The sequence below is a fragment of the Leptospira kanakyensis genome, assembly GCF_004769235.1.
GTDB lineage: Bacteria > Spirochaetota > Leptospiria > Leptospirales > Leptospiraceae > Leptospira_A > Leptospira_A kanakyensis.
This window is the reverse complement of sequence record NZ_RQFG01000019.1, coordinates 229,462-250,912: the sequence shown is the minus strand read 5'-3', so window position 1 is coordinate 250,912 and position 21,451 is coordinate 229,462. Positions and strand designations below refer to the sequence as shown.

The 21,451-nt window shown below is 39.8% G+C and carries 23 protein-coding genes and 2 tRNA genes; 3 read left to right on the top strand and 22 right to left on the bottom strand.

The annotated features are described in order from the left end of the window. Window position 1: 1 nt before the first annotated feature. The 17 genes from gshA to EHQ16_RS15450 form a co-directional block, all read right to left on the bottom strand. On the bottom strand, window positions 2-1,594 hold the full coding sequence (gshA, locus tag EHQ16_RS15530) for a glutamate--cysteine ligase (protein ID WP_135632135.1): 1,593 nt from the start codon (window positions 1,592-1,594) through the stop codon (window positions 2-4). Between the two features lie 3 nt (window positions 1,595-1,597). Then, window positions 1,598-3,358, bottom strand: a complete 1,761-nt coding sequence (gene ggt / locus EHQ16_RS15525) for a gamma-glutamyltransferase (RefSeq protein ID WP_135632134.1) — start codon at window positions 3,356-3,358, stop codon at window positions 1,598-1,600. Next, window positions 3,355-3,678 (bottom strand): metal-sulfur cluster assembly factor, encoded by a 324-nt coding sequence (locus tag EHQ16_RS15520; RefSeq protein ID WP_015679894.1) that lies wholly within the window; start codon window positions 3,676-3,678, stop codon window positions 3,355-3,357. Before EHQ16_RS15520 ends, ggt begins: the two co-directional genes overlap by 4 nt. After that, window positions 3,675-4,103, bottom strand: coding sequence for an iron-sulfur cluster assembly scaffold protein (locus EHQ16_RS15515; protein WP_135632133.1), 429 nt, complete (start codon window positions 4,101-4,103; stop codon window positions 3,675-3,677). The genes EHQ16_RS15520 and EHQ16_RS15515 overlap by 4 nt, the downstream gene beginning before the upstream one ends. After that, window positions 4,087-5,331, bottom strand: coding sequence for a cysteine desulfurase (locus EHQ16_RS15510; RefSeq protein WP_135632132.1), 1,245 nt, complete (start codon window positions 5,329-5,331; stop codon window positions 4,087-4,089). Before EHQ16_RS15510 ends, EHQ16_RS15515 begins: the two co-directional genes overlap by 17 nt. Continuing rightward, entirely contained in the window at window positions 5,328-5,642 is a 315-nt protein-coding gene (locus EHQ16_RS15505) for a Rieske (2Fe-2S) protein (RefSeq protein ID WP_135632909.1), read from the bottom strand. The genes EHQ16_RS15510 and EHQ16_RS15505 overlap by 4 nt, the downstream gene beginning before the upstream one ends. Then, complete coding sequence (locus EHQ16_RS15500) at window positions 5,642-6,805, bottom strand: SufD family Fe-S cluster assembly protein (protein ID WP_135632131.1); 1,164 nt, start codon at window positions 6,803-6,805, stop codon at window positions 5,642-5,644. The genes EHQ16_RS15505 and EHQ16_RS15500 overlap by 1 nt, the downstream gene beginning before the upstream one ends. Continuing rightward, window positions 6,802-7,554: a Fe-S cluster assembly ATPase SufC gene (gene sufC / locus EHQ16_RS15495; protein ID WP_100743094.1), complete on the bottom strand. Its 753-nt coding sequence runs from the start codon at window positions 7,552-7,554 to the stop codon at window positions 6,802-6,804. Before sufC ends, EHQ16_RS15500 begins: the two co-directional genes overlap by 4 nt. 94 nt (window positions 7,555-7,648) lie before the next feature. After that, window positions 7,649-8,887 carry an EAL domain-containing protein gene (locus EHQ16_RS15490; RefSeq protein WP_135632130.1) on the bottom strand — a complete coding sequence of 413 codons (1,239 nt, stop codon included), beginning with the start codon at window positions 8,885-8,887 and terminating at the stop codon, window positions 7,649-7,651. A 115-nt stretch (window positions 8,888-9,002) separates the two neighbouring features. Next, complete coding sequence (locus tag EHQ16_RS15485; protein WP_135632129.1) at window positions 9,003-10,286, bottom strand: sugar phosphate nucleotidyltransferase; 1,284 nt, start codon at window positions 10,284-10,286, stop codon at window positions 9,003-9,005. 54 nt (window positions 10,287-10,340) lie between these two features. Next, window positions 10,341-10,988 carry a phosphoribosylformylglycinamidine synthase subunit PurQ gene (purQ, locus tag EHQ16_RS15480; protein ID WP_135632128.1) on the bottom strand — a complete coding sequence of 216 codons (648 nt, stop codon included), beginning with the start codon at window positions 10,986-10,988 and terminating at the stop codon, window positions 10,341-10,343. Then, on the bottom strand, window positions 10,985-11,233 hold the full coding sequence (gene purS / locus EHQ16_RS15475; RefSeq protein WP_135632127.1) for a phosphoribosylformylglycinamidine synthase subunit PurS: 249 nt from the start codon (window positions 11,231-11,233) through the stop codon (window positions 10,985-10,987). The genes purQ and purS overlap by 4 nt, the downstream gene beginning before the upstream one ends. Beyond that, on the bottom strand, window positions 11,215-12,072 hold the full coding sequence (locus EHQ16_RS15470; protein ID WP_135632126.1) for a phosphoribosylaminoimidazolesuccinocarboxamide synthase: 858 nt from the start codon (window positions 12,070-12,072) through the stop codon (window positions 11,215-11,217). The genes purS and EHQ16_RS15470 overlap by 19 nt, the downstream gene beginning before the upstream one ends. Beyond that, window positions 12,069-13,196, bottom strand: coding sequence for a PP2C family protein-serine/threonine phosphatase (locus EHQ16_RS15465; RefSeq protein ID WP_135632125.1), 1,128 nt, complete (start codon window positions 13,194-13,196; stop codon window positions 12,069-12,071). The genes EHQ16_RS15470 and EHQ16_RS15465 overlap by 4 nt, the downstream gene beginning before the upstream one ends. Window positions 13,197-13,199: 3 nt before the next feature. After that, window positions 13,200-13,898 (bottom strand): cytochrome c biogenesis protein CcsA, encoded by a 699-nt coding sequence (gene ccsA, locus EHQ16_RS15460; protein ID WP_135632124.1) that lies wholly within the window; start codon window positions 13,896-13,898, stop codon window positions 13,200-13,202. A gap of 51 nt (window positions 13,899-13,949) precedes the next feature. Continuing rightward, the gene (locus EHQ16_RS15455) at window positions 13,950-14,606 is read right to left on the bottom strand and encodes a heme exporter protein CcmB (RefSeq protein WP_135632123.1); all 657 of its coding nucleotides are present in this window, start codon (window positions 14,604-14,606) and stop codon (window positions 13,950-13,952) included. Further along, entirely contained in the window at window positions 14,587-15,207 is a 621-nt protein-coding gene (locus EHQ16_RS15450; RefSeq protein WP_135632122.1) for an ABC transporter ATP-binding protein, read from the bottom strand. Before EHQ16_RS15450 ends, EHQ16_RS15455 begins: the two co-directional genes overlap by 20 nt. 8 nt (window positions 15,208-15,215) lie before the next feature. Here EHQ16_RS15450 and EHQ16_RS15445 point away from each other — a divergent pair, with 8 nt between their 5' ends. Continuing rightward, window positions 15,216-16,232: a tetratricopeptide repeat protein gene (locus tag EHQ16_RS15445; protein ID WP_135632121.1), complete on the top strand. Its 1,017-nt coding sequence runs from the start codon at window positions 15,216-15,218 to the stop codon at window positions 16,230-16,232. Here EHQ16_RS15445 and EHQ16_RS15440 read toward each other — a convergent pair. Beyond that, window positions 16,187-16,975, bottom strand: a complete 789-nt coding sequence (locus tag EHQ16_RS15440; protein ID WP_135632120.1) for an ABC transporter ATP-binding protein — start codon at window positions 16,973-16,975, stop codon at window positions 16,187-16,189. The genes EHQ16_RS15445 and EHQ16_RS15440 overlap by 46 nt on opposite strands. A 71-nt stretch (window positions 16,976-17,046) precedes the next feature. Here EHQ16_RS15440 and EHQ16_RS15435 point away from each other — a divergent pair, with 71 nt between their 5' ends. Beyond that, a complete protein-coding gene (locus tag EHQ16_RS15435) occupies window positions 17,047-17,946 on the top strand; it encodes a hydroxymethylglutaryl-CoA lyase (protein WP_135632119.1) in 900 nt (299 codons plus the stop codon). Continuing rightward, window positions 17,936-18,838, top strand: a complete 903-nt coding sequence (locus EHQ16_RS15430) for a TIGR02757 family protein (RefSeq protein WP_244242105.1) — start codon at window positions 17,936-17,938, stop codon at window positions 18,836-18,838. The genes EHQ16_RS15435 and EHQ16_RS15430 overlap by 11 nt, the downstream gene beginning before the upstream one ends. On the opposite strand, the gene EHQ16_RS15425 is transcribed toward EHQ16_RS15430, so the two are convergent. The 4 genes from EHQ16_RS15425 to EHQ16_RS15410 form a co-directional block, all read right to left on the bottom strand. Then, a tRNA-Glu gene (locus EHQ16_RS15425) sits at window positions 18,817-18,891 on the bottom strand. The two genes, EHQ16_RS15430 and EHQ16_RS15425, sit on opposite strands and share 22 nt — an antisense overlap. Before the next feature lie 40 nt (window positions 18,892-18,931). Further along, window positions 18,932-19,004: transfer RNA gene (locus EHQ16_RS15420), tRNA-Lys, on the bottom strand. A 78-nt stretch (window positions 19,005-19,082) separates the two neighbouring features. Then, window positions 19,083-20,357, bottom strand: coding sequence for an adenylosuccinate synthase (locus EHQ16_RS15415; RefSeq protein WP_135632118.1), 1,275 nt, complete (start codon window positions 20,355-20,357; stop codon window positions 19,083-19,085). A gap of 7 nt (window positions 20,358-20,364) precedes the next feature. Further along, window positions 20,365-21,390: an ATP phosphoribosyltransferase regulatory subunit gene (locus EHQ16_RS15410; RefSeq protein ID WP_135632117.1), complete on the bottom strand. Its 1,026-nt coding sequence runs from the start codon at window positions 21,388-21,390 to the stop codon at window positions 20,365-20,367. Window positions 21,391-21,451 lie beyond the last annotated feature (61 nt).

Genomic DNA, 21,451 nt, shown 5'->3' with positions numbered 1-21,451 from the left:
TTCAAACCCCACTACAAAGTTTTAGGGGTTTGATTTGGATGGGTTTTTGATTTTTCTTTAAATGGCTGCCTTCTAAATTTTCGATCTTTTGTTGTTCGTAAATGGACTGAACACTTAAATCTTCATAATACTTTACGAGGTTCGGAGGGAGTGGGTAATTCAGAAGTTCTTCTTTATGCATTTTAGCAAGAGTCAACCCAAACTCTCTAAAACTAGATTTATGAATTTCTAAATCAAGTTCAGACATCGTGGAACCAAGCCCACTCGGGTCGTTCCATTTTTCCCAAAAACTTTCCCAAGCCTTACTATAAGGGCCATTCGCATCATTTGCATCTAAAAGATCAGCAATGGGTTGGATTTCAACAAAGAGTTGGTAGGTCAAATCCCGAAGGCTCATCTCTTCACCAAGAAACTTAATTTTAGTTTCTTCTTTTCTACCAAACCAAGTGGTGACTTCTTGGTTTTTTCTCCAATCAGCCATCTCCACCAAATCAGATTTAGGTGATTCGTTTAACATACAATAAAGAAGTACCATATGTAAAAAATAGAGTCTGTTTTCTTCAACACCAATGGCTGAAAATGGATCCAAATCAAGAAGTCTAATTTCTAAATATTCGACACCACGTTCTACCAGAGCATCCACAACTCGTTCATCACCCTTCGGAACTTGTTTTGGTCTGACAAGCGAATAGTATTCGTTTTCCAATTGTAGGATATGGTCATTCAACTGGTTCGTAGTTTTTCCATTAAACGCTTTGTAAGGAGTATAGGATTTGGAAACCACCTGGCACATATCGCTCGTATACTCTTCCAACGAATTTACAGAAATATGATATTTCCCCTGTACTTTACTTGTATAACCAATACTAGAAAGACGAAGGGTTGTAGCAAAATCTGATTTTAGAGTTTTAGAATCACGTTTTTTGATTTGTTTTGATTCATCTGTAAAAGTAACATCAGTTAAACTAGATGATCCAAATAAATACAATAAGGCAGGCGAAATCCTGTAAAAGTTACGAATGGTATCAAAATAAATTTGTGATTTCGTCGCAGGGGTTAATGGTTTTTTAAAACGTTTTTCTGAGACTACCGACAACATACAAGTGTCGAAGGAAACATTATAATGCACTCCGGAAATGGTTTGCATCTTTTTTCCATACCGATGACCAAGCCCATTCCGGTAGATGGTTTTTTTCCGACCTTCAATTGACGTTCCATAGTTTCCTACTTCAATTTTGTTTTCAGTTGGTAAAACCGGAGGCATACTAAAAGGCCAAAGGTATTCGGAACCCAAGCGGCTTGCCGTAAAGGCATGTAACTCTGTGAGTTCTCGTAAGGCATCAGGAATGGATTTATGTACATTCGTTGCATATTCAATTTGTGCTTCGGCAAAATCTGTTTTAATCAAAGGATGGGTTAAACTTGATCCGAGTGATTTGGGATGAGGAGTGGAAGCCAACTGAGATTTTCCATCCACCCTGGCACTTTCTCTCTCTAATCCATGTTTGGCGCTAAGTAAACAAGTTCGGTATTCTTCTGACAATAAGTTACGTGTTGAATTTTTTTTAGTCGATGTTAATAACTTTGATTTCATGGTTTAAAAACCTAAAGGGACTCCTTCCCCTTTGGGATCAGACACGCCAATCAGACGGTCTCCCTCTCTCACAACGGCAAATACTTTCGCACGATGCCTAATATATTGGACTTGATAAAATGGTAATTCCGATTGCGGAAAGGAGTCTTTTATTTCCGGATCTAAAAAAATCCGATCGGGTTGGAATTGGTGGTGGATCCTAGGATAAGATACACTTTCATAAAGGCCTTCCTTTTGGATCAAATACCGGTAGAGGGTATTAAAAATGGAAGTGGGAATCTGGGAACCGCCAGGAGCTCCAATCACCATTTTGGTTTTGCCAGTCCCGTCGAGAAGGATGCTCGGACTCATGCTGGAAAGCGGAGTTTTACCTGGTTCGATGGCATTGGCCTTGGAACCAACAAGCCCATAGAGATTCGGAACTCCCGGTGCTACCGCAAAGTCGTCCATAGTATTGTTTAAAACAAGGCCAGTTCCTGGAACCATCTGAACGGCTCCAAAGATTCCATTGATGGACTGGGTTGACGATACCGCATTGCCATCTTTGTCCATAATGGAAATATGAGTGGTATTATAAGATTCTTGTTTTTGTTTTTCGTCTTTGGGTACGGGCCAACTTCCCGAGACCACTTTCTTTTCGATCTCATTTGTTTCTTCTTTGGCATAACTTGCAGATATAAGTTTAGACACTGGAACTGTTGTAAAACTTGGATCTCCGCCAAGTTCTGCTCGGTCCCGGTAGGCAACTCGCATCGCTTCCGTAATGTGAATCACTTCACCTACATTTCCCTTTGGAAAGGTATTTCGTTTTTGCATTTCCGAATACAGATTCATCATGGTGACAAGATGAACTCCTGAACTGGGAGGAGGCATGGTAAGAACGGTATGTCCCCAAGTGGAAGAAACCAAAGGATCACTAACCTTTACTTGGTAAGTTTTAAAATCTTCAATGGTAATAAAGTTTTCAAATTCAGAATAATACTGAGATATAAGTTGGATGGTTTCCCCATCCAAAAATTCTTTTTCAGAATTTTCAACAATCCTTTCTAAAGTTTTGGCGAGATCCTCCTGAAGGAGAAGTTCTCCTTCCCGAATGGCTCTGTTATCAATCCCAAAAACTTTTTTCATAGAAGGATTCATATCCGGCCAAGTTTTCGAAACGACATTTGCTAAATCACCATAAACAGAAAACCCACTTCTCGCATAACGAATTGCAGGTGCGACTACGGCATTCAAAGGCAATTTTCCATGTTGTTTTTGGATTTCTAAAATCCCCTGTACCGTTCCAGGAACTCCGGCGCTATAGGCACCTTTTAAAGTTTTACCAGAAATCACCGAACCATCTGGATTTAAGTAAAAGGAAGAAGTTCCTTTTTTCGGAGAACGTTCTCTGAAGTCATAAGCCCATTTCCCTTTTTGCGGTAAATGAATGACTGCAAAACCTCCGCCAAGTAAACCCGTGGAATGAGGTCGGAGTACAGAAATGGCAAAACTGGATGCGGCAAATACATCCACAACATTCCCTCCCTGTTTCCAAATCTCCATCCCCGCTTGTGAGGCCAATGGATGGTCGGAGGAAATGATAATTTCTTTTCCAGAAAATTCATAACGATCTCGTTTTCCAGCCGAACCCTCAATTTGAGGGATCTGAAGAGAAACCTCTTCCTTTCCCGGAAAAGAACCTTTTAGGAAAGGAACCGTCTCACAACTGTTAAATAAAAATAATACTAGGAATAGAAACCGAGTTCGATAAAAAAAACTCAATCGAAGATCCCCATTTGCATTTTGGCTTCTTCACTCGCCATGGCACGAGGCTCCCATTTCGGATTCCAGACAACATGCACCACAGCTTCACTAATTCCATCCACTCGGAGGGCATGGTTTTCAATATCTTGTTTCATTTGTGGACCGGCCGGACAAGCAAGAGAAGTATAAGTCATCGTAATGTCTGCTTTTTCGCCTTCCACTTTGATATCATAAATCAAACCAAGTTCGATAAGTGAAATTCCAATTTCTGGATCCTCAACCATACGAACACTATGGAAAACTTCCCATTCCTTTTCTGTTTCTGGATCACGAATCATAAAATACCCTCACTGAATTTTAATAAAGTCTGCCAAGGAAGTAGACCACAACGATAACGACTGGGATGATTACGAAGGACTTTCAAAAAGGATAACTCTTCCTCGTCCTTTATCAAACAAGAATCATCACCATCTAAAAATTTTTTACGTTCCAATACATAAGACTGGAATTGATTTGGATCTAGTTCTGTTTTATTTTTAAAAAGAAATCCTGCTGCGGCAGAACAAATGGAACAAGACTCGCCACCAAGTCCGAGAATCTGGAGAAAATTGTTTTTTCCCTCACCTTTGTGATAATAAATATAAATTTCATCACCACAAAGGGGATTGATTCCCTGAAGTGTATTGTGTGGGACAGATGGTTTTTCCCACAATCCGTATGATTTCCAACGAAGGAAATCTTCAAACTTACTTTCTTGCGACACGACCAAAAATTGATTTTACTTTTTCTATGGAATGAACAAGGGCATCGACATCTTCCTTTGTATTGTATAAATAAAAAGAAGCACGGCAAGTTCCAGGGATGGACAATTGTTTCATGAGTGGTTGGCAGCAGTGGTGTCCCACTCGAATGGCAACCCCCTCTTCGTCCAGAATGGATCCAACATCATGAGGATGGATTCCCTCCATCGTAAAGGATACAACCCCCCCTCTTTTGTCTAAATCTTCCGTTCCGTAAATATGAAGACCACCAATCCGGTTGAGTCGTTCCAAAGCATACTCGGTTAACATTCGTTCGTGTTCTTTGATGTTCTTCATTCCTACTTTTTGAAGGTAATCCAATGCATGGCTAAAACCAATGACTCCTGCAATATTCGGAGTTCCCGCTTCTAGTTTGGCAGGGAGAGCCGCATAAGTAGAACTTTCTAACTCTACAGATTCAATCATATCCCCACCACCAAGCCAAGGAGGCATGGCTTCGAGAATATCTTCTTTTCCAAAAAGAACACCGACACCCGTAGGCCCAAGCATCTTATGCCCTGAAAACGCATAGAAGTCTACATCCATATCCACTAAATGGATAGGCATATGGCAGGCGGCTTGCGCTCCATCGATAAGAACTTTCGCTCCCACTTGCCTTACACGATTGATAATCCTTGTTAGGTCATGGATCGTTCCCGTAACATTAGACATTTGGCTGATAGCAACAAGTTTTGTCCTTTTGGTGATGATTTCATTTAAGTTGGATAAATCGTAAGTGGTATCTTCGTTAATGGGAATGAATTTTAAAAATGCTTTTTTTTCTAAAGCCAACATTTGCCAAGGAACTAAGTTGGAATGGTGTTCCTGGACGGATAAAACAATCTCATCCCCCTCAGTGATATTGGTTCGGCCCCAGGTTTGTGCCACTAAGTTGATGGCATCAGTTGTCCCACGTGTGAATATAATTGCCTTAGCACATTGTGCCTGAAAAAAATGTGAAGTTTTGATCCTTGTGCGTTCAAATAGTTCGGTTGCATGTTGGGATAAATAATAAACCCCTCTATGAATATTAGCATTGTAATTCGAATAATATTCGTTAGTGGCATCTATTACTGATTGTGGTTTTTGAGAAGAGGCTCCGTTGTCTAAATACACAAGAGGTTTGCCATTTGGCAAAGTGCGAGACAAAATAGGAAAATCCTTTCTGATTTGGTAAGGATCTAAACTCATACCGCCTCCAAATCTACTTCCAGATCAGCGCCATTCACTCGGACGGGAAAAATCACCAGTGGTTCTGTCGCAGGAAGGGCCAATACTTTGCCTGTACGAACATCAAATTTTGCAAAATGTCTAGGACAAGTGATGACACAACCTTCCAATTTTCCGCAGGAAATTTCTTCCCCGTCATGTGTACATGAATCTTCAAAAACAAAGTATTCACCTTCCACTTTCGTCACAACTACATTGAAATGGCGAGTTTTTACAACTACCAAACTGCCTTCACCAACCTCAGAAACAGAGATCAATTTTTTAAAGGCCATCATTTGCCTCCCACGAGAATCTCTTTGATCTCGGATTCTAAAGACAACTTTACTTCATCAGAAAAACCAATGGAATGAATGGTTTCCCCATAAAATGCAGTAACGAGTAACGACTTAGATTCTTCTGGTGTGAGGCCACGTGACAAAAGATAAAAATACTGTTCTTCGTCTATATCACCCACAGTGGCACCATGAGTACAAGAAACATCTTCTGCCAAAACTTCTAGCTTAGGATTGGCTTCTGCTCTTGCTTTTTTATTCAAAGAAAGATTAAACGACTCCTGGTGGGCAGTCACCTTCTTCAAATTAGGCGGTATGTTTAAATTTCCAGTAAATATATGATGGGATTTGTCAGTCACAATTGCTTTATAACTGATTTTACTTGTTGTATGGTCAGCATGGTGGAACATTTCCATATCTAAATCTTTTAAATTTCTACCACCGAGAGCTGAAACTCCATCCACAGAAACCTCAGCCCCTTTCCCAAGCAGATGGGCATGTAAAAATAGTTTAGAACGAAAGCCCCCCATTGGGTAATAATGATATTTTACTTGAGAATCATTTTGCCCTAGGATACAAACATTCCGAAACCGGTATAAGTCCAGATCACTCGACTCACGATCTAAAATTTCAAAAAAGGAAGAATCTTCTGCAATATAAAAGTCGAGGGCGGAAGTCATATGTAAGTCTTCACCATCATGATGATTTTGTAATTGGATTTGTGTTTTGGTTGTTTTACCTTTTGTGAGATAAAAAATTCGCACAGAATGTTTTGGTTTATCACCATCTTCTTCGAAATGAATTTCCGATTCACCTTCTTCCAGAAGAAAAATTTCGTATTTAGGTGCAGCAACCAAACTAAGGTAAGCAAAATAATCTTTTGGAGTGTACTTTAAAATTGTAGCCAGTAAAGATTGGATCGTTTCTTCAGATAACGACTGTTCTACTGTATTTTCCTCGGATGCAGTTGCACTTAAATTTAATTCTTTCGGATCAAATTGTAACTCTTTCCAATCCACAGAACCAATTGGGAATTTTCGCCAAGACTCTTCCGAATCTTTAGGTATTGCAAGTCCGTTCCAAGTTTCTAATAAAGATGTATAAAAATCTTTGTATCTTTCTTTTGTCAGAACCAATCGATTTTTTGTGAGTGAGGAATTCATTTGACCCCTTCTCTCTCCAAAATCCAATCGTATCCCACTTCCTCTAATTTTAAGGAAAGATCCTTTCCACCTGTTTCTAAAATTCGTCCATCCGCAAACACATGTACAAAATCAGGAACAATATAATTGAGCATCCTTTGGTAGTGAGTGATGAGGAGGATGGAACGTTCCGGATTTCTATTGGAATTGATTCCTTCAGAAACAATTCGTAATGCATCGATATCCAAACCAGAATCAGTTTCATCCAAAATGGATAAAATTGGTTTGAGTAAACTCATCTGTAAAATTTCAGCGCGTTTTTTTTCACCACCGGAAAACCCATCATTCACATAACGCCCGATAAATGATTGTGGAACTTCCAAAAGATCCATAGACTGTTTTAGTTCTTGTTTGAATTCTTTGACGGGAACTTCTTTCCCCCTGTGCGCTTTGAGAATTGATTTTAGAAAATTTCCAATCGTAACACCAGGAAGGGAAGTTGGGTATTGGAAGGACAAAAAGAGTCCAAGCCTTGCCCTTTCGTCGGTTGTTTTATTTAAAATGGACTCTCCCTTAAAGAGGATATCTCCAGAAGTGATCGTATATTTCGGATGTCCTAGAATGACATTGGAAAGTGTACTCTTTCCTGACCCATTGGGTCCCATAATGGCATGAACCTCTCCGGGTCCGATGGTGAGATTGACTCCCCGGAGGATCGTTTTGTCCCCTACATTAGCGTGTAGAGATTTAATTTCGAGAATAGCGGACAAGGTGGTATCCTGTTTTGTATATATTTAGAATGATTCTATAATTTAGACGAATCCCTTCTACCAGGAAAAAGCACCACTCAAAAAAAACAAGATTCTATTCCGACCAACCTACCTGGGCAATCAGGATCTTTCCGTTCATCAAAGAGAAAGTAAAGATCACATATTGGTTTTGGTTCGAGATATCGTAAAGTGGATAGGTGACTCCCCATTTTTTACGGAACCGTTCCGACTCTTCTTTATGTTTCAAAAAGTAAGGTTTCCAAGCGTAGTTGTTCCCAATTTGGCGGGATCTTTCTAAATACCCACCATTCATTCTGTCCAAATCGTAAGTAGGAGTGATTTGGTAACCTTCTGCGTCACAAACAAAGACCTTCAGGATTTCTCTAGGCAAAGCACTTAGGATTTGGCCAAACCGGTAGGAAAAATCCTCCTCTTTGACATCAGAAAGTTCATAAAAAAGGTCTTGGAGTTGGTCAATGATCCGTTGTTCTCTGATTCCCTTTTCCCGGAGTTCGTTCGAACGCACGCTGGAGAAGTTTTCGAGGACGGTTTTCATTTTATCGGAGAAAGTATTGCGATTGAGAAAATGGGGGTTTGGAGTGGAAAAATAGAATCCCTGCAGAAGGTTTGCTCCCATCGAAAGGGCTAAATTTACCTCTTCCTCCGTTTCAATCCCTTCAAAAAGAAGTTGGCTTCCGAGTTTCTGAGACATCTCCGAAATGGCTCCAAGAACCTGTTTGAATGAATTTTTATTCAAACTCTCGCGCATGATGCGAATATCCACTTTCATAATGTCGGGGTGTAAATACCCAATTCGCTCTAAATTGGAAAAACCGGTTCCCAAATCATCAATGGCGATTTTGAGTCCATAATCACGAAAGATTTGGACAATTTGAATGAGGCGGTCAATCGAACCATCAAATTCATCCTCTGTGATTTCGATCACCACTTGGTTGCGATCGATTCCATATTTTTCGATGAGTTGGATGATATGAAAGTTTTCGGCAAAAAGATCGGTATGATGAACCCGAGAAAGAAAGTTCGGCATCATATTGAAAAAGAGCTTGGTGCGAAGGTTACTCTCTTTTAAGGTTTTGACCGCCTTTTCCCTAAGGATGCGGTCAATATTGTAAACAGGTACCGGGTCCTGGTCTCGATTGTGAAAAAGACCGCCGAGAGACTCATAGGTATTTTCCTTAGGATTGAACTGCCTGCCCAAGACTTCATAGGCAGAAATAGACCGATTGATGGCATTGACGATGGGTTGGAAATGAGGGACAAAATATGTCTCGTTCCAAAACTGGTTTCCTTCCGTTGATTCCGCTGTGAACATGGTTCCCTTTCGTCCAGCCTAGAACCCGGAAGAAAACTGACAAGTCAAAATCCCTAAATCTGAGACAATCCCAAGGAATATTGACCTATATTTTACATAAATGTGTCAAATTGACTTAAATGGTATACCCATCCGGAACTGCGGTATGCCTCGGAACCACGATGATGCCTTCACGGATCCGCACATATTCATCCTCATATTCTTGGAGGTTCTGTTCGTTTAACAGCCGAACGTTGGCGCCGATGGCGCAGTCTTTGTCGACAATTGTCCGTCGTATTTCGCAGTTAGGCCCAATCCCAATGGGAATCTTTCCTGACTTCCTGTCAAAATAACCATAGTGGTCAAGACCCATAATGATGGAGTCGTAGATTTTGGTTCCGGAAGCAATGAGTTGGCGAACCCCAATGATGGAACGGTGCACCTCACATTGGTTTAAGATAGTACCTTCTGAAATGAGTGCTTGGTTCACCACAGCTTGGATGATTTTAGATGGAGGAAGGGCTCGTGCTCTTGTGTAGATAGGAGTTTTTTCTAAGTATAAATTGAACTTAGGAATATGGTCGGTTAACATCAAGTTGGCTTCGTAAAATGCTTTGATGGTTCCAATGTCTTCCCAATAACCATCGTAAGTATAAGCTTTCACCTTTCTTTCACGGATCGCCTTTGGTAAAATTTCCTTTCCAAAGTCTGCCATATTCCGATCTTCCAACACATCAATGAGAGTGGATGTGTTAAAAATATAAATCCCCATATTCGCAAGGAAGTTCCCATTTTTTGTCCGACAGGATTCGACTTGAGAGATGTCTTGGGGTTTTTCAATGAACTCTTGGATGAACCCACCCACTCCCGCTTTCACGATCCCAAGTCCGTAAATTTGATCTTCAGGAATGGCATTGGTTGCCACAGAAATTTCTGTTTCAGGATCCATTAGATGGCTCTGCATAAAGTCAGAAAGATCCATATTGTAAAGTTGGTCCCCAGAAAGGATAAGAACGTATTTGGGTTTTTGTTCTCGGATATAAGGGAGAACCTTTCTTACGGCATCGGCTGTTCCTTCAAACCAATTGGCACTAGATACCGTTTGTTCTGCAGCAATGATCTCTACAAAACTTTTTTGGTGGATATTGTTTGTCGCGTAAGTCCTGTTGATATGACGATTGAGCGAGTAAGAATTAAACTGGGTGAGGATAAATATCTTTTCAAAACCACTGTTAAGAGAATTGGAAATAGGAATGTCGATGAGGCGGTACTTTCCACCAAAACTCACAGCTGGTTTGGATCTTTTTTCTGTAAGAGGTAATAAACGAGTTCCTTTTCCCCCACCTAAGATGATGGTTAAAACTTCATCTTTTTTTAGAATGAAGTCTACACAATCAATAGAGTCTTCTTGAAATCGCATACCTTCCCTTGTAATTCAATTGGACGAAAAAGCAAGAAAAGGTTAAAAAGATTTCTATTTTTTTAATAGAACTTCTAAAATTTGTTTTCCGTCCATCTTTCCAGTATATGGATTGATCGCTCGTTCCGGATGGGGCATCATTCCTAGAACGTTTCCAGCTTCGTTACAAATTCCTGCGATATCATTTAAAGATCCGTTGGGATTTTGTTTGTAACGAAAGACAACTTGCCCATTTTTTTCTAATCGTTCTAAGGTATTTGCATCGGCAAAGTATGCACCTTCTCCATGAGCAATCGGAATAGAAAGTGTTCCTTTGATACCCTTTGCAATTTTGTTTTCGGAAACAGGAATGAGATCTACATCTTTACAAATATACTTTAAAGTTCTGTTATGAAGTAAAGCACCGGGAAGGAGTCCCGACTCTGTAAGGATTTGAAATCCATTACAAACTCCTAATACCTTTCCCCCTTGGTTTGCGTATTTGACAACGGATTCCATAGCATTTGAAAACTTTGCCATTGCCCCACATCGTAAATAATCTCCAAAGGAAAATCCACCTGGTAAAACCACAAGGTCAGGAGTATCAGAAAAGGATTCTTTGTACCAAGTGTAATCGACCTTGGCACCAAATTCAGATTCGAGAACGGATCCTACATCCTTATCACAATTGGATCCAGGAAAGGTAACCACTCTTACCTTCATACTTTCTCCACAACCAACCGGTAAGTTTCAATCACTTGGTTCACAAGTAAAGATTCACAAATTTCTTTTGCTGAAATTTCCGCATCTGCTTGAGAACTAGCATCTATTTTCATTTCAATGTATTTCCCCACTCTTAGGTCAGAGATCAAATTTTTCCCTTGGTCATGAAGGGTGCGGAGAACGGTTTGGCCTTGGGGGTCAAGAACCGATTCTTTGAGGGTAACATTTATTTTTGCGACAAACATAGGGTGATTTTATCTTCCAATTCCAAGTATTTTTTACGTAGTTCTAGGATCAAGGATTCGGGCAAAGCGGGAGCGGGAGGATTTTTGTCCCAGTCCGTAGATTCGAGCCAATTCCGGAGGATTTGTTTATCGAAACTGGCGGGAGTTTTGCCAAGTTCGTAAGTGGAGCCGTCCCAATACCGAGAGGAATCCGGAGTCAGGATTTCATCAATTAAGATGGGTTTTCCGTCAATGAGTCCAAATTCAAATTTTGTGTCACAAAGGAGGATCCCTTGTTTTGCCATAAGGTCGTGTGCTTTGTTGTAAAGTTGTAAAGAAAGGTTTTTCAGCACTGCAAACAATTCTTTCCCCACTTCGGCTTCCATTGTGGACTCACTCACATTTTCATCATGACCGGAATCATTTTTTCTAGCCGGTGTGAAGATGGGAGTTTCAAACCTGTACGACTCAAGGATTCCTTGGGGATATTTTACGTGGGCGATGGTTCCATCCGTTTTGTATTCTTTCCATGCAGAGCCTGTTAAATAACCCCGAACCACACATTCAAAATCAATTCGTTTGGCTTTTTTGACAAGAACCGAACGACCTTTTAGAGACTCTTCCTTTTGAAACGGAGGTGGAAATTTGGACACATCGTCTGTGATCAAATGATTTTGGATCTCTGGAAAATGACGAAACCAAGCGGTGGAGATACGAGTCAGGATTTTTCCCTTATCCAAAACCGGTTCTTCAAATACGACATCAAATGCAGAAATTCGATCGGTTGCTACAAGGAGAAGCGAATCTCCTAAATCATAAACATCTCTGACTTTGCCTTTATAACTGGGACTAGGAATCATAACTGTATACACACCATGGCCATATCATCACTGGGAGTGGAAGATCCACAAAATTCTAAAATTTGATTTTGGACTGATAACAAAATATCTTCCCCTGACTTAACTGATTTATGAAAGATCTCTTTCATTCCCTCTTCGGTTATGTATTCAGACTTGGAATTCATTGCTTCACTGGCACCGTCCGTATACATAAAAAACATAGAACCGTTCTTTAGTTGTACGGTTTGTACTTCATCGTTGGCGGTAAAGTTGATCCCCATAATCATAGGACTCATACCTTTTAGAAATTTTGTTTCTCCATCTATATAAACAATGGGTGCGGGATGACCCCCATTGATATAAGAAAGTTTTAAATCTCCATCAAGGATCGCATAACAAAAAGTAATGGCATAATCTTCAGGAAGGACAAGTTCCATGTTTTTACGTAAGTGTTCTACTCGGGCATGAAGGCCCATAGAAGGAACTAAGTTGAATAATTGCATTTTAAACATGGCGCCAATGAGGGCAGCACTTGGTCCATGACCCGAACAATCCGCAATGACGATATGGAGTTTTTTTTCTTCAATCCAAGAGTCGACAAAGTCTCCCCCAATTTGTAAATACGGATGGAATAAGGTTTGGGCTTTGATTCCGTTCCAAATAAAACTTTTTTCTGGAATGAGTTGGTCTTGGACTCTCCTTGCGGTCTGGAGTTCCTTTTCATATTTGCTTTTTTGTGTGTACAATTCGTCCTGCAAATCCTTCAAACGAATCACCGAATGAATTTTTGCCACAAGTTCCCTTTTGTTAAAGGGTTTGTTGATAAAATCATCTCCACCATTTTTCATGGCTTCCTGAAATCCCACTTCTCTTTCTATGGATGTAATAAAAAGAATGGGAAGGAGTTTGAACTGGTCCATAGTTCGCAGTTCCCGACAAAACGAAAATCCATCTTGTACTGGCATATTGACATCTAACAGAAGTGTATCGATGGCTGTATTTAATAGAACGAGCCTTGCTTCTTCCGCAGAGTATGCAGTATAGGTTTTGAACCCTTCTTGTTGCAAAAGGTATTTCAAGAGTTCCACATTTTCTGGAACGTCATCCACAATCAGAATGGTATGAATGGCTTCTTCTGTTGGCATAGTTTAATCCAGTTCCGATTTCAGTTTGGATCTGATATCTTGGATTTTTTCACTGCGATTGGAAATAAGAAAAAGGAAAAGAAATAGGAAGTGGAAGGCAATGACCCCGAGCCACATACTTTGTTTCATATCAGAATCCATTCCCCCTTTTCCCAAAACACTCCCCGGATGGTTTCCTGGATTTTCAATCCAACGAATGGCACCCCAAGTGAGGATGGCGCTCACAGCACAAAGAACGGAAAGGTAAGCGGAAAGAATGGCTTTTTTTGTTTTTCCCGGAACTAAGTACCGGAAAATAAAATAACTCACAAGGGAAATACATAAAATGAAAAAAGACTGTAACCTAGCGTCCGTTTTGTCCCAAGGCACTCCCCAAGCGCTATAAGCCCAAATGGGACCAGAAAACAAAACACCTACAGCGAATAAAAAAGCCAGTTGGTTGGCAGTGAAGGCAAGCCTGTCCCAAAACATATTTCTCGAAAAGAGAAATATCAAAGAGAATAAAAAGGACAAAACTGGGCCATATAACGCGACCCATGCGACCGGAACATGTAAGTAAAAAATTCTATGGCTTAAACCCTGTTCCAAAATGACATTGGGATACACTAACGAAAAGATAACGGCAAACACAAGTGAGGTACATACAACAAGATAAAAACCGATGTCGAAAGCAGGGTGGAATATCCGAATCTTACGTTCCATTTTTTTCCAGATTTTCAGAGATAGAAAGAAATTCTAGGAGAAAACAAGGCCCTAATGCTCATTCCTTAGAATCTCAATCATTACTGAACCAAGGGTTGCATAAAATAACATAAAAAAGAGAAGTAAACCCACGGAAGGTAGGTAAAACCCTGGCTCCAACCAATACCGATTTTCTGCCTCCAACCCAAAAAGAAAAAGTGGAATGGAAAAAGGAAGTTGTAAGAGCGGAATGATGATTTCTTTCAGTCTGCTTTCAAAGGCTATGAGGCCGAGTGAAACTCCGAGGAAAACCAAACACCCACTTCCCAAATTGGCAAAAAGCCATTCTCCGAAGAACCTGTCGACACTCATGTTTTGAAAGAATACGGAAAGGACAAGGACAAGGGACGCATTCACTAAAACCGTACAAAACCAAATGGCAAGAGACTTGGCCAAATAAAGCGAAATCGGACTCACAAAAGAAAGACTGGCTTCCCAACCCATGGACTCACGTTCTTCCCAAAGGCTTTGGCTCACGATCACAAAATTCAGCAAAAATATAATCGCCCATTTGATTCCACGAATGCTTCTTTCCGACAACATTTCGTTTACTTCGATGGAAGTGTAAAAAATAAAAACCACAGAAACACTTAAGGTAAAAAGAGAAACGATCCCTCCGAGCGATCTGCCAATCAGATAAAATTCTTTTTTAAGTAAGGTGAGTAACAATCACTCCTCCCTTCTCAATTTGTAATTGGGATGTACATTGTAATTCTTTTGGAACCGAATGGAGAACAATTAGAATGATTCTGGATTTCGATTCCAAATTCAAAAGTTCACTCAAAATTTTTGATGATTCGGCATCAAGGCCTGTATATGGTTCATCAAATAATATCATTTCCGCAGAAGAAAGTAAAACACGAAGGATAGCCACCTTTTGTTTCATTCCACGTGAGAATGTATGAATGGGATCCCAAATTCTTTTTTGCAAACGAAAGGCTTCTAACAGAGTTTTTCTTTTTTCTAGATCTGGTTTTGTCCCATCTAACTTAGAAAAGTAATCTAAATTTTCTTCTAAACTAAGTGAGGAGTAAAATCCTAACTCATGGCCGAGGTAACTCAATTTTTTTTTGCCTTGGTTCCACTTCCATTTCGGAGAAGTAAGGGAATGGTGGTAAATCTCTTTTAAAAGAGTCGACTTCCCTGCTCCATTTTCTCCGAGTACTGCCACAAGGCCTGTCTCAAAAAAAGAAAGATTGATCTCTCTAAGTAAGACCTTTTCGCCGACACTTATACTAAGCGCTTTTGTTTCCAAAAGTGTTTGGTTCATTCTACACCATGTTCTTCCGTAGCTTCAGTCTCGCACTTATGTTTTTTATCCCCAGTCTGATTTGGGGACAAAAATTGATTGGGAATCAGGAATATCCGGAAATCCTGTGGGGCAAAGACCAAGAATTCGATACCTCTGATTTTCCAAACGGTTCCTTTATCTACCAAAAAGATGATTTTATTTTGGCACGAGGAAAACTCTTCCAAGGGGAACCACCCAAATCCAACGGAAGTTTTACCTATGGCACAGAAACCATCACCAATTCGGGAAAATGGAATAACGATACCATTGAAATTCTTTTGAACGGAAAACCAAATACCAGGAATGAAGTCATCAAACGTTTGGAAGCCGGCGTCAGGTTTGATCCTCAATTTTTTCCTTTCCGATACAACTTAGGACGCCTGTATTCTTTGGAAATGAAGTATGAAAAGGCACTAGTTGAATTTGAATACGCCAAAGCAGAGATGCCCGAGTATTTTAAAACTTACTTACATATCGCAATTCTATCTGAGATCACAAGGCAAGTATATTATGCGATTATGAATTACAAATTGGCTGTGGAAAAAAATCCCTATGATACAGAAGCTCTTATCCGTCTTGCGGATCATTATCTCGCGACAGGACTCAAAAACCGTGCCCTTCTCTATTTGAATAAAGCTCTGAAGATAGAAGAAGAAAGTCCAAATGTTAAATTGGGATTCGCCAGGCTTGAAATGGAAAAAGGAAATTTCCATATAGCTTATAAAATTTTCAATCGCACCACTCTCACCACAGCAGAAGGGAAACCAAAACCTTACGATAAAAAATTCCATTATTATTTTGCGGAAACTGCATCCAAAGTCACAGACTATGAAACAGCAGAAGAAGAATACACAAAGATGTTAAGTTTTACAAACGATCCCTTCTTTGCCACCGTCTCTTCCAAAGTGATAACAAGAAGGCGAGACATTGCAAAAAAGTTTGCTGAAGCTAAACGGACTCAGTTAGATGATTCAGAAGAGGAAACAACTCCTCCAAACGAGTGATTTCTAGCAGCTACCAAACTTTGTAACAAACCGGATTTTGGATTTATTAGAATTTCCTTTGGTTTGCCCGCTTCCACAATCTCACCCCCATCCAAAACATAAATCTCGTCACACATAAAGGACAAAAATCCTAAATCATGAGAAACAAAGAACATACCTAAACGATTGATCTGGTTGATTTGTTTGAGTTCCTCGGCAATTTTTTTTTGAACGAGGACATCGAGTGCTGTCACTGGTTCATCCAGAAGTAAATATTCAGGGTTTGTCAGTAGAGATCTTAAAATAGCAAAACGTTGTAATTGACCACCACTTAACTCTTGCTTGGTTTTATTTAATAAATCTAAACCTAAATCAAACCTTTTACAAAAAGATTCGATCTTTAAGGTTTCTTTCTTTTTGATTTCATCACTTAAAAAATATCCATTTTTAATCCGAATTGGTTCGAGGAGTAAATCTTTCATGGAACCAAACGGAGAAAAACTACCATGAGGATCTTGAAATACGGGTTGGAGATTTGGATTTTGTTTTTTGGATAAGGGAGTACCTTTCCAATCGATAGAACCACTCCATTCATATCCCTCTGTAGGACTCAAAAGGCCCAGTGCCAACCGAAACAAAGTGGATTTTCCAGAACCAGACTTTCCAATGAGGCCCGTAATTTGATTTGTATCTGCCGTTAGATTGATTTGATTTAAAAGGATTCTTCCATTCACTTTGACAGTAATATTTTTAAGAGCAAACATTCGATTCACTCCATAAAATCATTGCGTTTCTTTTTTCCCAAGGGAGACTAAAGAGTAAGGAGATTTGGGAATTGGAACTAGTTAAAATCACAGAAGTAGGACCAAGAGATGGACTGCAAAACGAAAAAACCATTCTCTCCACTCAGGATAAATTTGAATTCGTATCTCGTCTAGTAGAAACCGGAGTAAAACATATAGAACTCACTTCCTTTGTTCGGAAAGACCGAATTCCTCAAATGGGGGATGCTTCTGAACTTTCCGCACTCATCCTTCCTAAGTTCCAAAACAAAGTCAAATTTTCTTCACTCACTCCGAATGCCAAAGGGTACGAAGGAGCAAAAGATGCCGGCTTCCAGGAAGTTGCCGTTTTCACCGCCACATCCGAAACCTTTACCAAAAAAAATATCAATATGTCCATCGAAGAAAGTTTGGATTTTTTCAAACCCATCTTTACCCAAGCAAAAACAGATGGAATCCAAGTGCGGGGATATATTTCTACAGTTGTGGCTTGTCCTTACGAAGGAAAAATCAAACCGGAAAAAACACTAGAAATCGCAGAACGTCTGCTAGATGCCGGTGTTTATGAAATTTCACTTGGAGAAACCATAGGAGTGGCAGTTCCCTCAGAAGTAGAAACTCTACTGGAAGTCCTTTTGAAAAAAATTCCGAAAACATATTTGGCAGGACATTTCCACGATACATATGGAATGGCAATAGCCAACACCAAACAAGCGCTTGGTATGGGTATCCGTAGTTTTGATAGTTCTGCGGGAGGCCTGGGTGGATGTCCTTATGCCAAAGGAGCCGCTGGTAACGTTGCGACTGAGGACTTAGTTTATTTTTTACAAAGAGAAGGATACCAAACGGGAATCCAATTGGACTCTCTGGTTTCAGCAAGCCAATTTATGGAAGAAAAAATTGGAAGGAAACTGACTTCTAGAACATACGTTGCCATGAAGAATGCCGATTGATTTATACCTTCTCCATACTAAGTTAGAAGATCTAAAAAAGAAGTATCAAAATCTAAGTTATTTAGAAACAGATCCCATTTGTTTTCCTAAACAATACCAAGATCCTCTCGATATTGAAGTAGTTTCTTTCATTTCCTGTTTGTATGCTTATGGGAATGTAAAAAGCATACAAGGTTTTCTAAAACCAATCTTTCTAAACCTTGGAAAATCCCCCTACCAAACCTTATTGGCCCAAGATTTAAAGTTTCAATCCTTTCTCTCTGGCTTAAATGTTTATAGATTCCAAACGAAAAAAGACAACCAAATCTTCTTTCAAACATTGGCAAGGGTGATTGCTGAGAAGGAAAGAACATCCCCTCTCTTAGAATCGTATTTTCTAGATTCAAAAGAAGTTTTTGAGGAAACAAAGTCCATCCAAAGGTTTCAAAGTTTTTGGGAAGAGGAACTGAAAAAAACAAGTGGCAAAAAAACTCTCTCTTACGGATTACAATTTCTAATTGGAAAATCAACATCCAAGTCTCCCAAAAAAAGATTATCACTTTTTTTACGTTGGATGGTGAGATCCATCTATCCCGACTTTGGAATCTATCAAAGAATCAAACCGAACCAGATCCCCTTCCCCTTGGATGTTCATATCCAAAAATTAATTCAAATTCTAGGAATTACAAACCGTAAAAGTTTTGGAGTGAAGGATGCTTATTTGATAAAAGAATTTTTTAAGCAGATAAACCCCACAGATCCATTGTTATACGACTTTTATTTAACGCGCGTAGGGATTATTGAAAAATGTAATGCAGATTACCAAAGGCAAGTTTGCGATGTTTGTTATTTGAAGGAGGTTTGTTATTTGAAGGAGGTTTGTTTGGTATTTGGTAGTGCCACGGGGAATTGAACCCCGATTGCAAGGATGAAAACCTTGTGTCCTAACCATTAGACGATGGCACCGTGTGAAGAACGTGTTTAAGAGTTTCAGGAACTCTATATTTGAGTCGTCGGGGATTCGAACCCCGGACCCATTCCTTAAAAGGGAATTGCTCTACCAGCTGAGCTAACGACTCGTTCTGTAGCCAAGAATATCGAACCACCTTTCTCGGTCAACAACTACTTAAAAAAAAGATCCGGAGTTTCTTATTTTTTTAGTCCATGATGATAGTGTGTTCACGATCAGGTCCTGTCGAAACAATTCCAATCTTAGTATTCACTAGTTCCTGTAAGGACTTAATGTACGACTGGCATAGTGCTGGTAACTTAGAGAAAGAATTGATTCCAGAAATATCATCCTTCCATCCTTTAAACTCAGCAAACAACGGTTTGACGTCTTCTAATCCTTGGGATGGAAAAAAATCTAATTTTTTACCTTTGAGTTCATACCCAACTACCACAGGGATAGAATCATAATGACTGAGCACATCAATTTTGGTCAAAACAAGGGAATTGATCCCGTTGACTGTTACCGCATGTTTGATCATTTGAACATCAAACCAACCACATCGTCTAGGTCTTCCCGTGGTAGAACCATACTCACCACCTAACTTACGCAAGACGTCCCCGGCTTCTCCCAAAATTTCAGATGGGAAAGGCCCTTCTCCCACTCGGGTAGCATAGGCTTTTGTAATCCCAATCACATCTTGTAAGTATCTGAAACTCACACCTGATCCAGCCAAGGCCCCACCAGTCGTAGGGTTCGAGCTTGTCACATAAGGATAAGTTCCAAAATCAATATCAAGTCCTGTCCCTTGTGCTCCTTCTAGAAGAACACGTTTTCCTTTTTGTAATTCGGAGTTTAGGTAGTACACTGTGTTCACAATGTTTTTTCCCATTTTGTCAGCGAAGTCCAAAAGGAAATCATACATTTCAGTGATATTGACTGGCTCTAAGTCATAGTATTTGACTAGTTCTTGGTTTTTGACTTCTAAAATATGAGTGAGTTTTCGTTTGAGAAGGTCTTTGTCTAAAAGGTCTCCGGCACGTACCCCGTTACGAAGCATTTTGTCTGCGTAACACATCCCGATTCCTTTTTTTGTGGTTCCAATCTTTCTTTCAGGAGAGGATCCTGCTTCCCTTGCTTCATCAATCAAACGATGGTAAGGTAGAAGGATATGGCAAGAATCACTGATGAGCACCTTTTCCTTCACTTTAAATCCATGAGATTCTAAATCAGCGCATTCCTTTAAAAAATACTCTGGATCCAAAACCACGCCGTTTCCAATCACACAAGTCGTATTATCATAAATAATGCCCGATGGGACTAAATGGAAAATATATTTTTTTCCACCGACAACTACCGTATGACCGGCGTTTGCTCCACCTTGGTATCTTACAATGATATCTGTATCTTTGGAAAGGTAATCAATTACCTTAGCCTTTCCTTCATCACCCCATTGTGCTCCGACAACTAAATTTGCAGGCATAATTCCCTCATTTCACCTTATTTACAATTTCTTCTATGGAATCAAGATGCAGGGCAAAACCACAGGCATCCTTCTTAATTCCCGTAAAACTTTCATACAATTCGTTATAAACACCACCGGCAAAAACCGGCTCTGGATCACCTTCTACATAACCCTGAAACATAAACCCAGTGTAATAAGATAGATCTCTTAGTAAGGATGGATCCCAAATACAAGGAATCCCTCTTAAAGCTTGACTCACTTCCGCAAAAAAAGCAGTGATCAATTCCAAATCCCCTTTTAAGATTTCCCATTCCTTAGGATTTAAGATCTTTCGCAAAGATTCTTGAAACTTTGGCATTTCACTGACTGGGATCGCTTTGAGCAAAAGTTGGATCATTTCCATATGTGGCTCGGAAGTATTTTCTCTAGCGGCAAGGGAAACAAGTTCAGGTAAGTTTTTGGTATATAAAAGTTGGCGTAGAACCTTTGTTTGTTCCTCGCTCCAACCAAGAATTTTTAAAACGGAACGAAAAAAAGCAGAATGTCCAAAAACAATGGTAAAAGAAACCTTGGGTGCCGATTTTTGCCAAAGTTTATTTAAAATTTGGATTTGAGATAAGATTTGGTTTGTATCACTTTTTCCGAGCGACTCCACACCGATTTGCAGAATTTCACGCCGGGACGCATTTCGTTTTTTGTGGTCACGAATCTTACGAGCAAAGTAAAATACATTTTGGTTTTCTTCCCAATGAGAACGCGCTGCCATTCCCTTCACTACTTGTAGTGTTAGGTCAACGCCTGGCGAAATTTCATTTCCATCCCAATCTTTAGAGACAAGTAAACTCTCCACACCGTGGTCTAAATGAGTACGAAATGAATTAGAATAATCAAAGGAAGGTAAATTGATTTCAGCATACCCTTCTCTTTCAAAGAGCTCTGAAAATGTTTGTAGTAAAATCCGCCGGTTTTTGCTTTCTTCGGGGCCTAAAAAATGAAATCCATCCGGAATCCATTTTTGTTCCGAGGAAATTGCTTTGTGTTTTTGATTCATACCGGGATCTCGATCACCCAAGAAGTCAGTTTAGAGAAATCCTGGATTTACGCAATCAATT

Bases quoted from the DNA above. Each gene is read 5' to 3' on its own strand.
- EHQ16_RS15415 (WP_135632118.1), bottom strand. From the start codon at position 20,357: ATGCCTGCAAATTTAGTTGTCGGAGCACAATGGGGTGATGAAGGAAAG.
- EHQ16_RS15465 (WP_135632125.1), bottom strand. From the start codon at position 13,196: ATGCCAACAGAAGAAGCCATTCATACCATTCTGATTGTGGATGACGTT.
- EHQ16_RS15445 (WP_135632121.1), top strand. From the start codon at position 15,216: ATGTTCTTCCGTAGCTTCAGTCTCGCACTTATGTTTTTTATCCCCAGT.
- EHQ16_RS15485 (WP_135632129.1), bottom strand. From the start codon at position 10,286: ATGCGATTTCAAGAAGACTCTATTGATTGTGTAGACTTCATTCTAAAA.
- EHQ16_RS15470 (WP_135632126.1), bottom strand. From the start codon at position 12,072: ATGATTCCTAGTCCCAGTTATAAAGGCAAAGTCAGAGATGTTTATGAT.
- EHQ16_RS15510 (WP_135632132.1), bottom strand. From the start codon at position 5,331: ATGAGTTTAGATCCTTACCAAATCAGAAAGGATTTTCCTATTTTGTCT.
- EHQ16_RS15500 (WP_135632131.1), bottom strand. From the start codon at position 6,805: ATGAATTCCTCACTCACAAAAAATCGATTGGTTCTGACAAAAGAAAGA.
- EHQ16_RS15450 (WP_135632122.1), bottom strand. From the start codon at position 15,207: ATGAACCAAACACTTTTGGAAACAAAAGCGCTTAGTATAAGTGTCGGC.
- EHQ16_RS15410 (WP_135632117.1), bottom strand. From the start codon at position 21,390: ATGAATCAAAAACACAAAGCAATTTCCTCGGAACAAAAATGGATTCCG.
- gshA (WP_135632135.1), bottom strand. From the start codon at position 1,594: ATGAAATCAAAGTTATTAACATCGACTAAAAAAAATTCAACACGTAAC.
- EHQ16_RS15520 (WP_015679894.1), bottom strand. From the start codon at position 3,678: ATGATTCGTGATCCAGAAACAGAAAAGGAATGGGAAGTTTTCCATAGT.
- EHQ16_RS15490 (WP_135632130.1), bottom strand. From the start codon at position 8,887: ATGTTCACAGCGGAATCAACGGAAGGAAACCAGTTTTGGAACGAGACA.
- EHQ16_RS15440 (WP_135632120.1), bottom strand. From the start codon at position 16,975: ATGTTTGCTCTTAAAAATATTACTGTCAAAGTGAATGGAAGAATCCTT.
- ccsA (WP_135632124.1), bottom strand. From the start codon at position 13,898: ATGGAACGTAAGATTCGGATATTCCACCCTGCTTTCGACATCGGTTTT.
- EHQ16_RS15505 (WP_135632909.1), bottom strand. From the start codon at position 5,642: ATGGCCTTTAAAAAATTGATCTCTGTTTCTGAGGTTGGTGAAGGCAGT.
- EHQ16_RS15430 (WP_244242105.1), top strand. From the start codon at position 17,936: ATGCCGATTGATTTATACCTTCTCCATACTAAGTTAGAAGATCTAAAA.
- purS (WP_135632127.1), bottom strand. From the start codon at position 11,233: ATGTTTGTCGCAAAAATAAATGTTACCCTCAAAGAATCGGTTCTTGAC.
- purQ (WP_135632128.1), bottom strand. From the start codon at position 10,988: ATGAAGGTAAGAGTGGTTACCTTTCCTGGATCCAATTGTGATAAGGAT.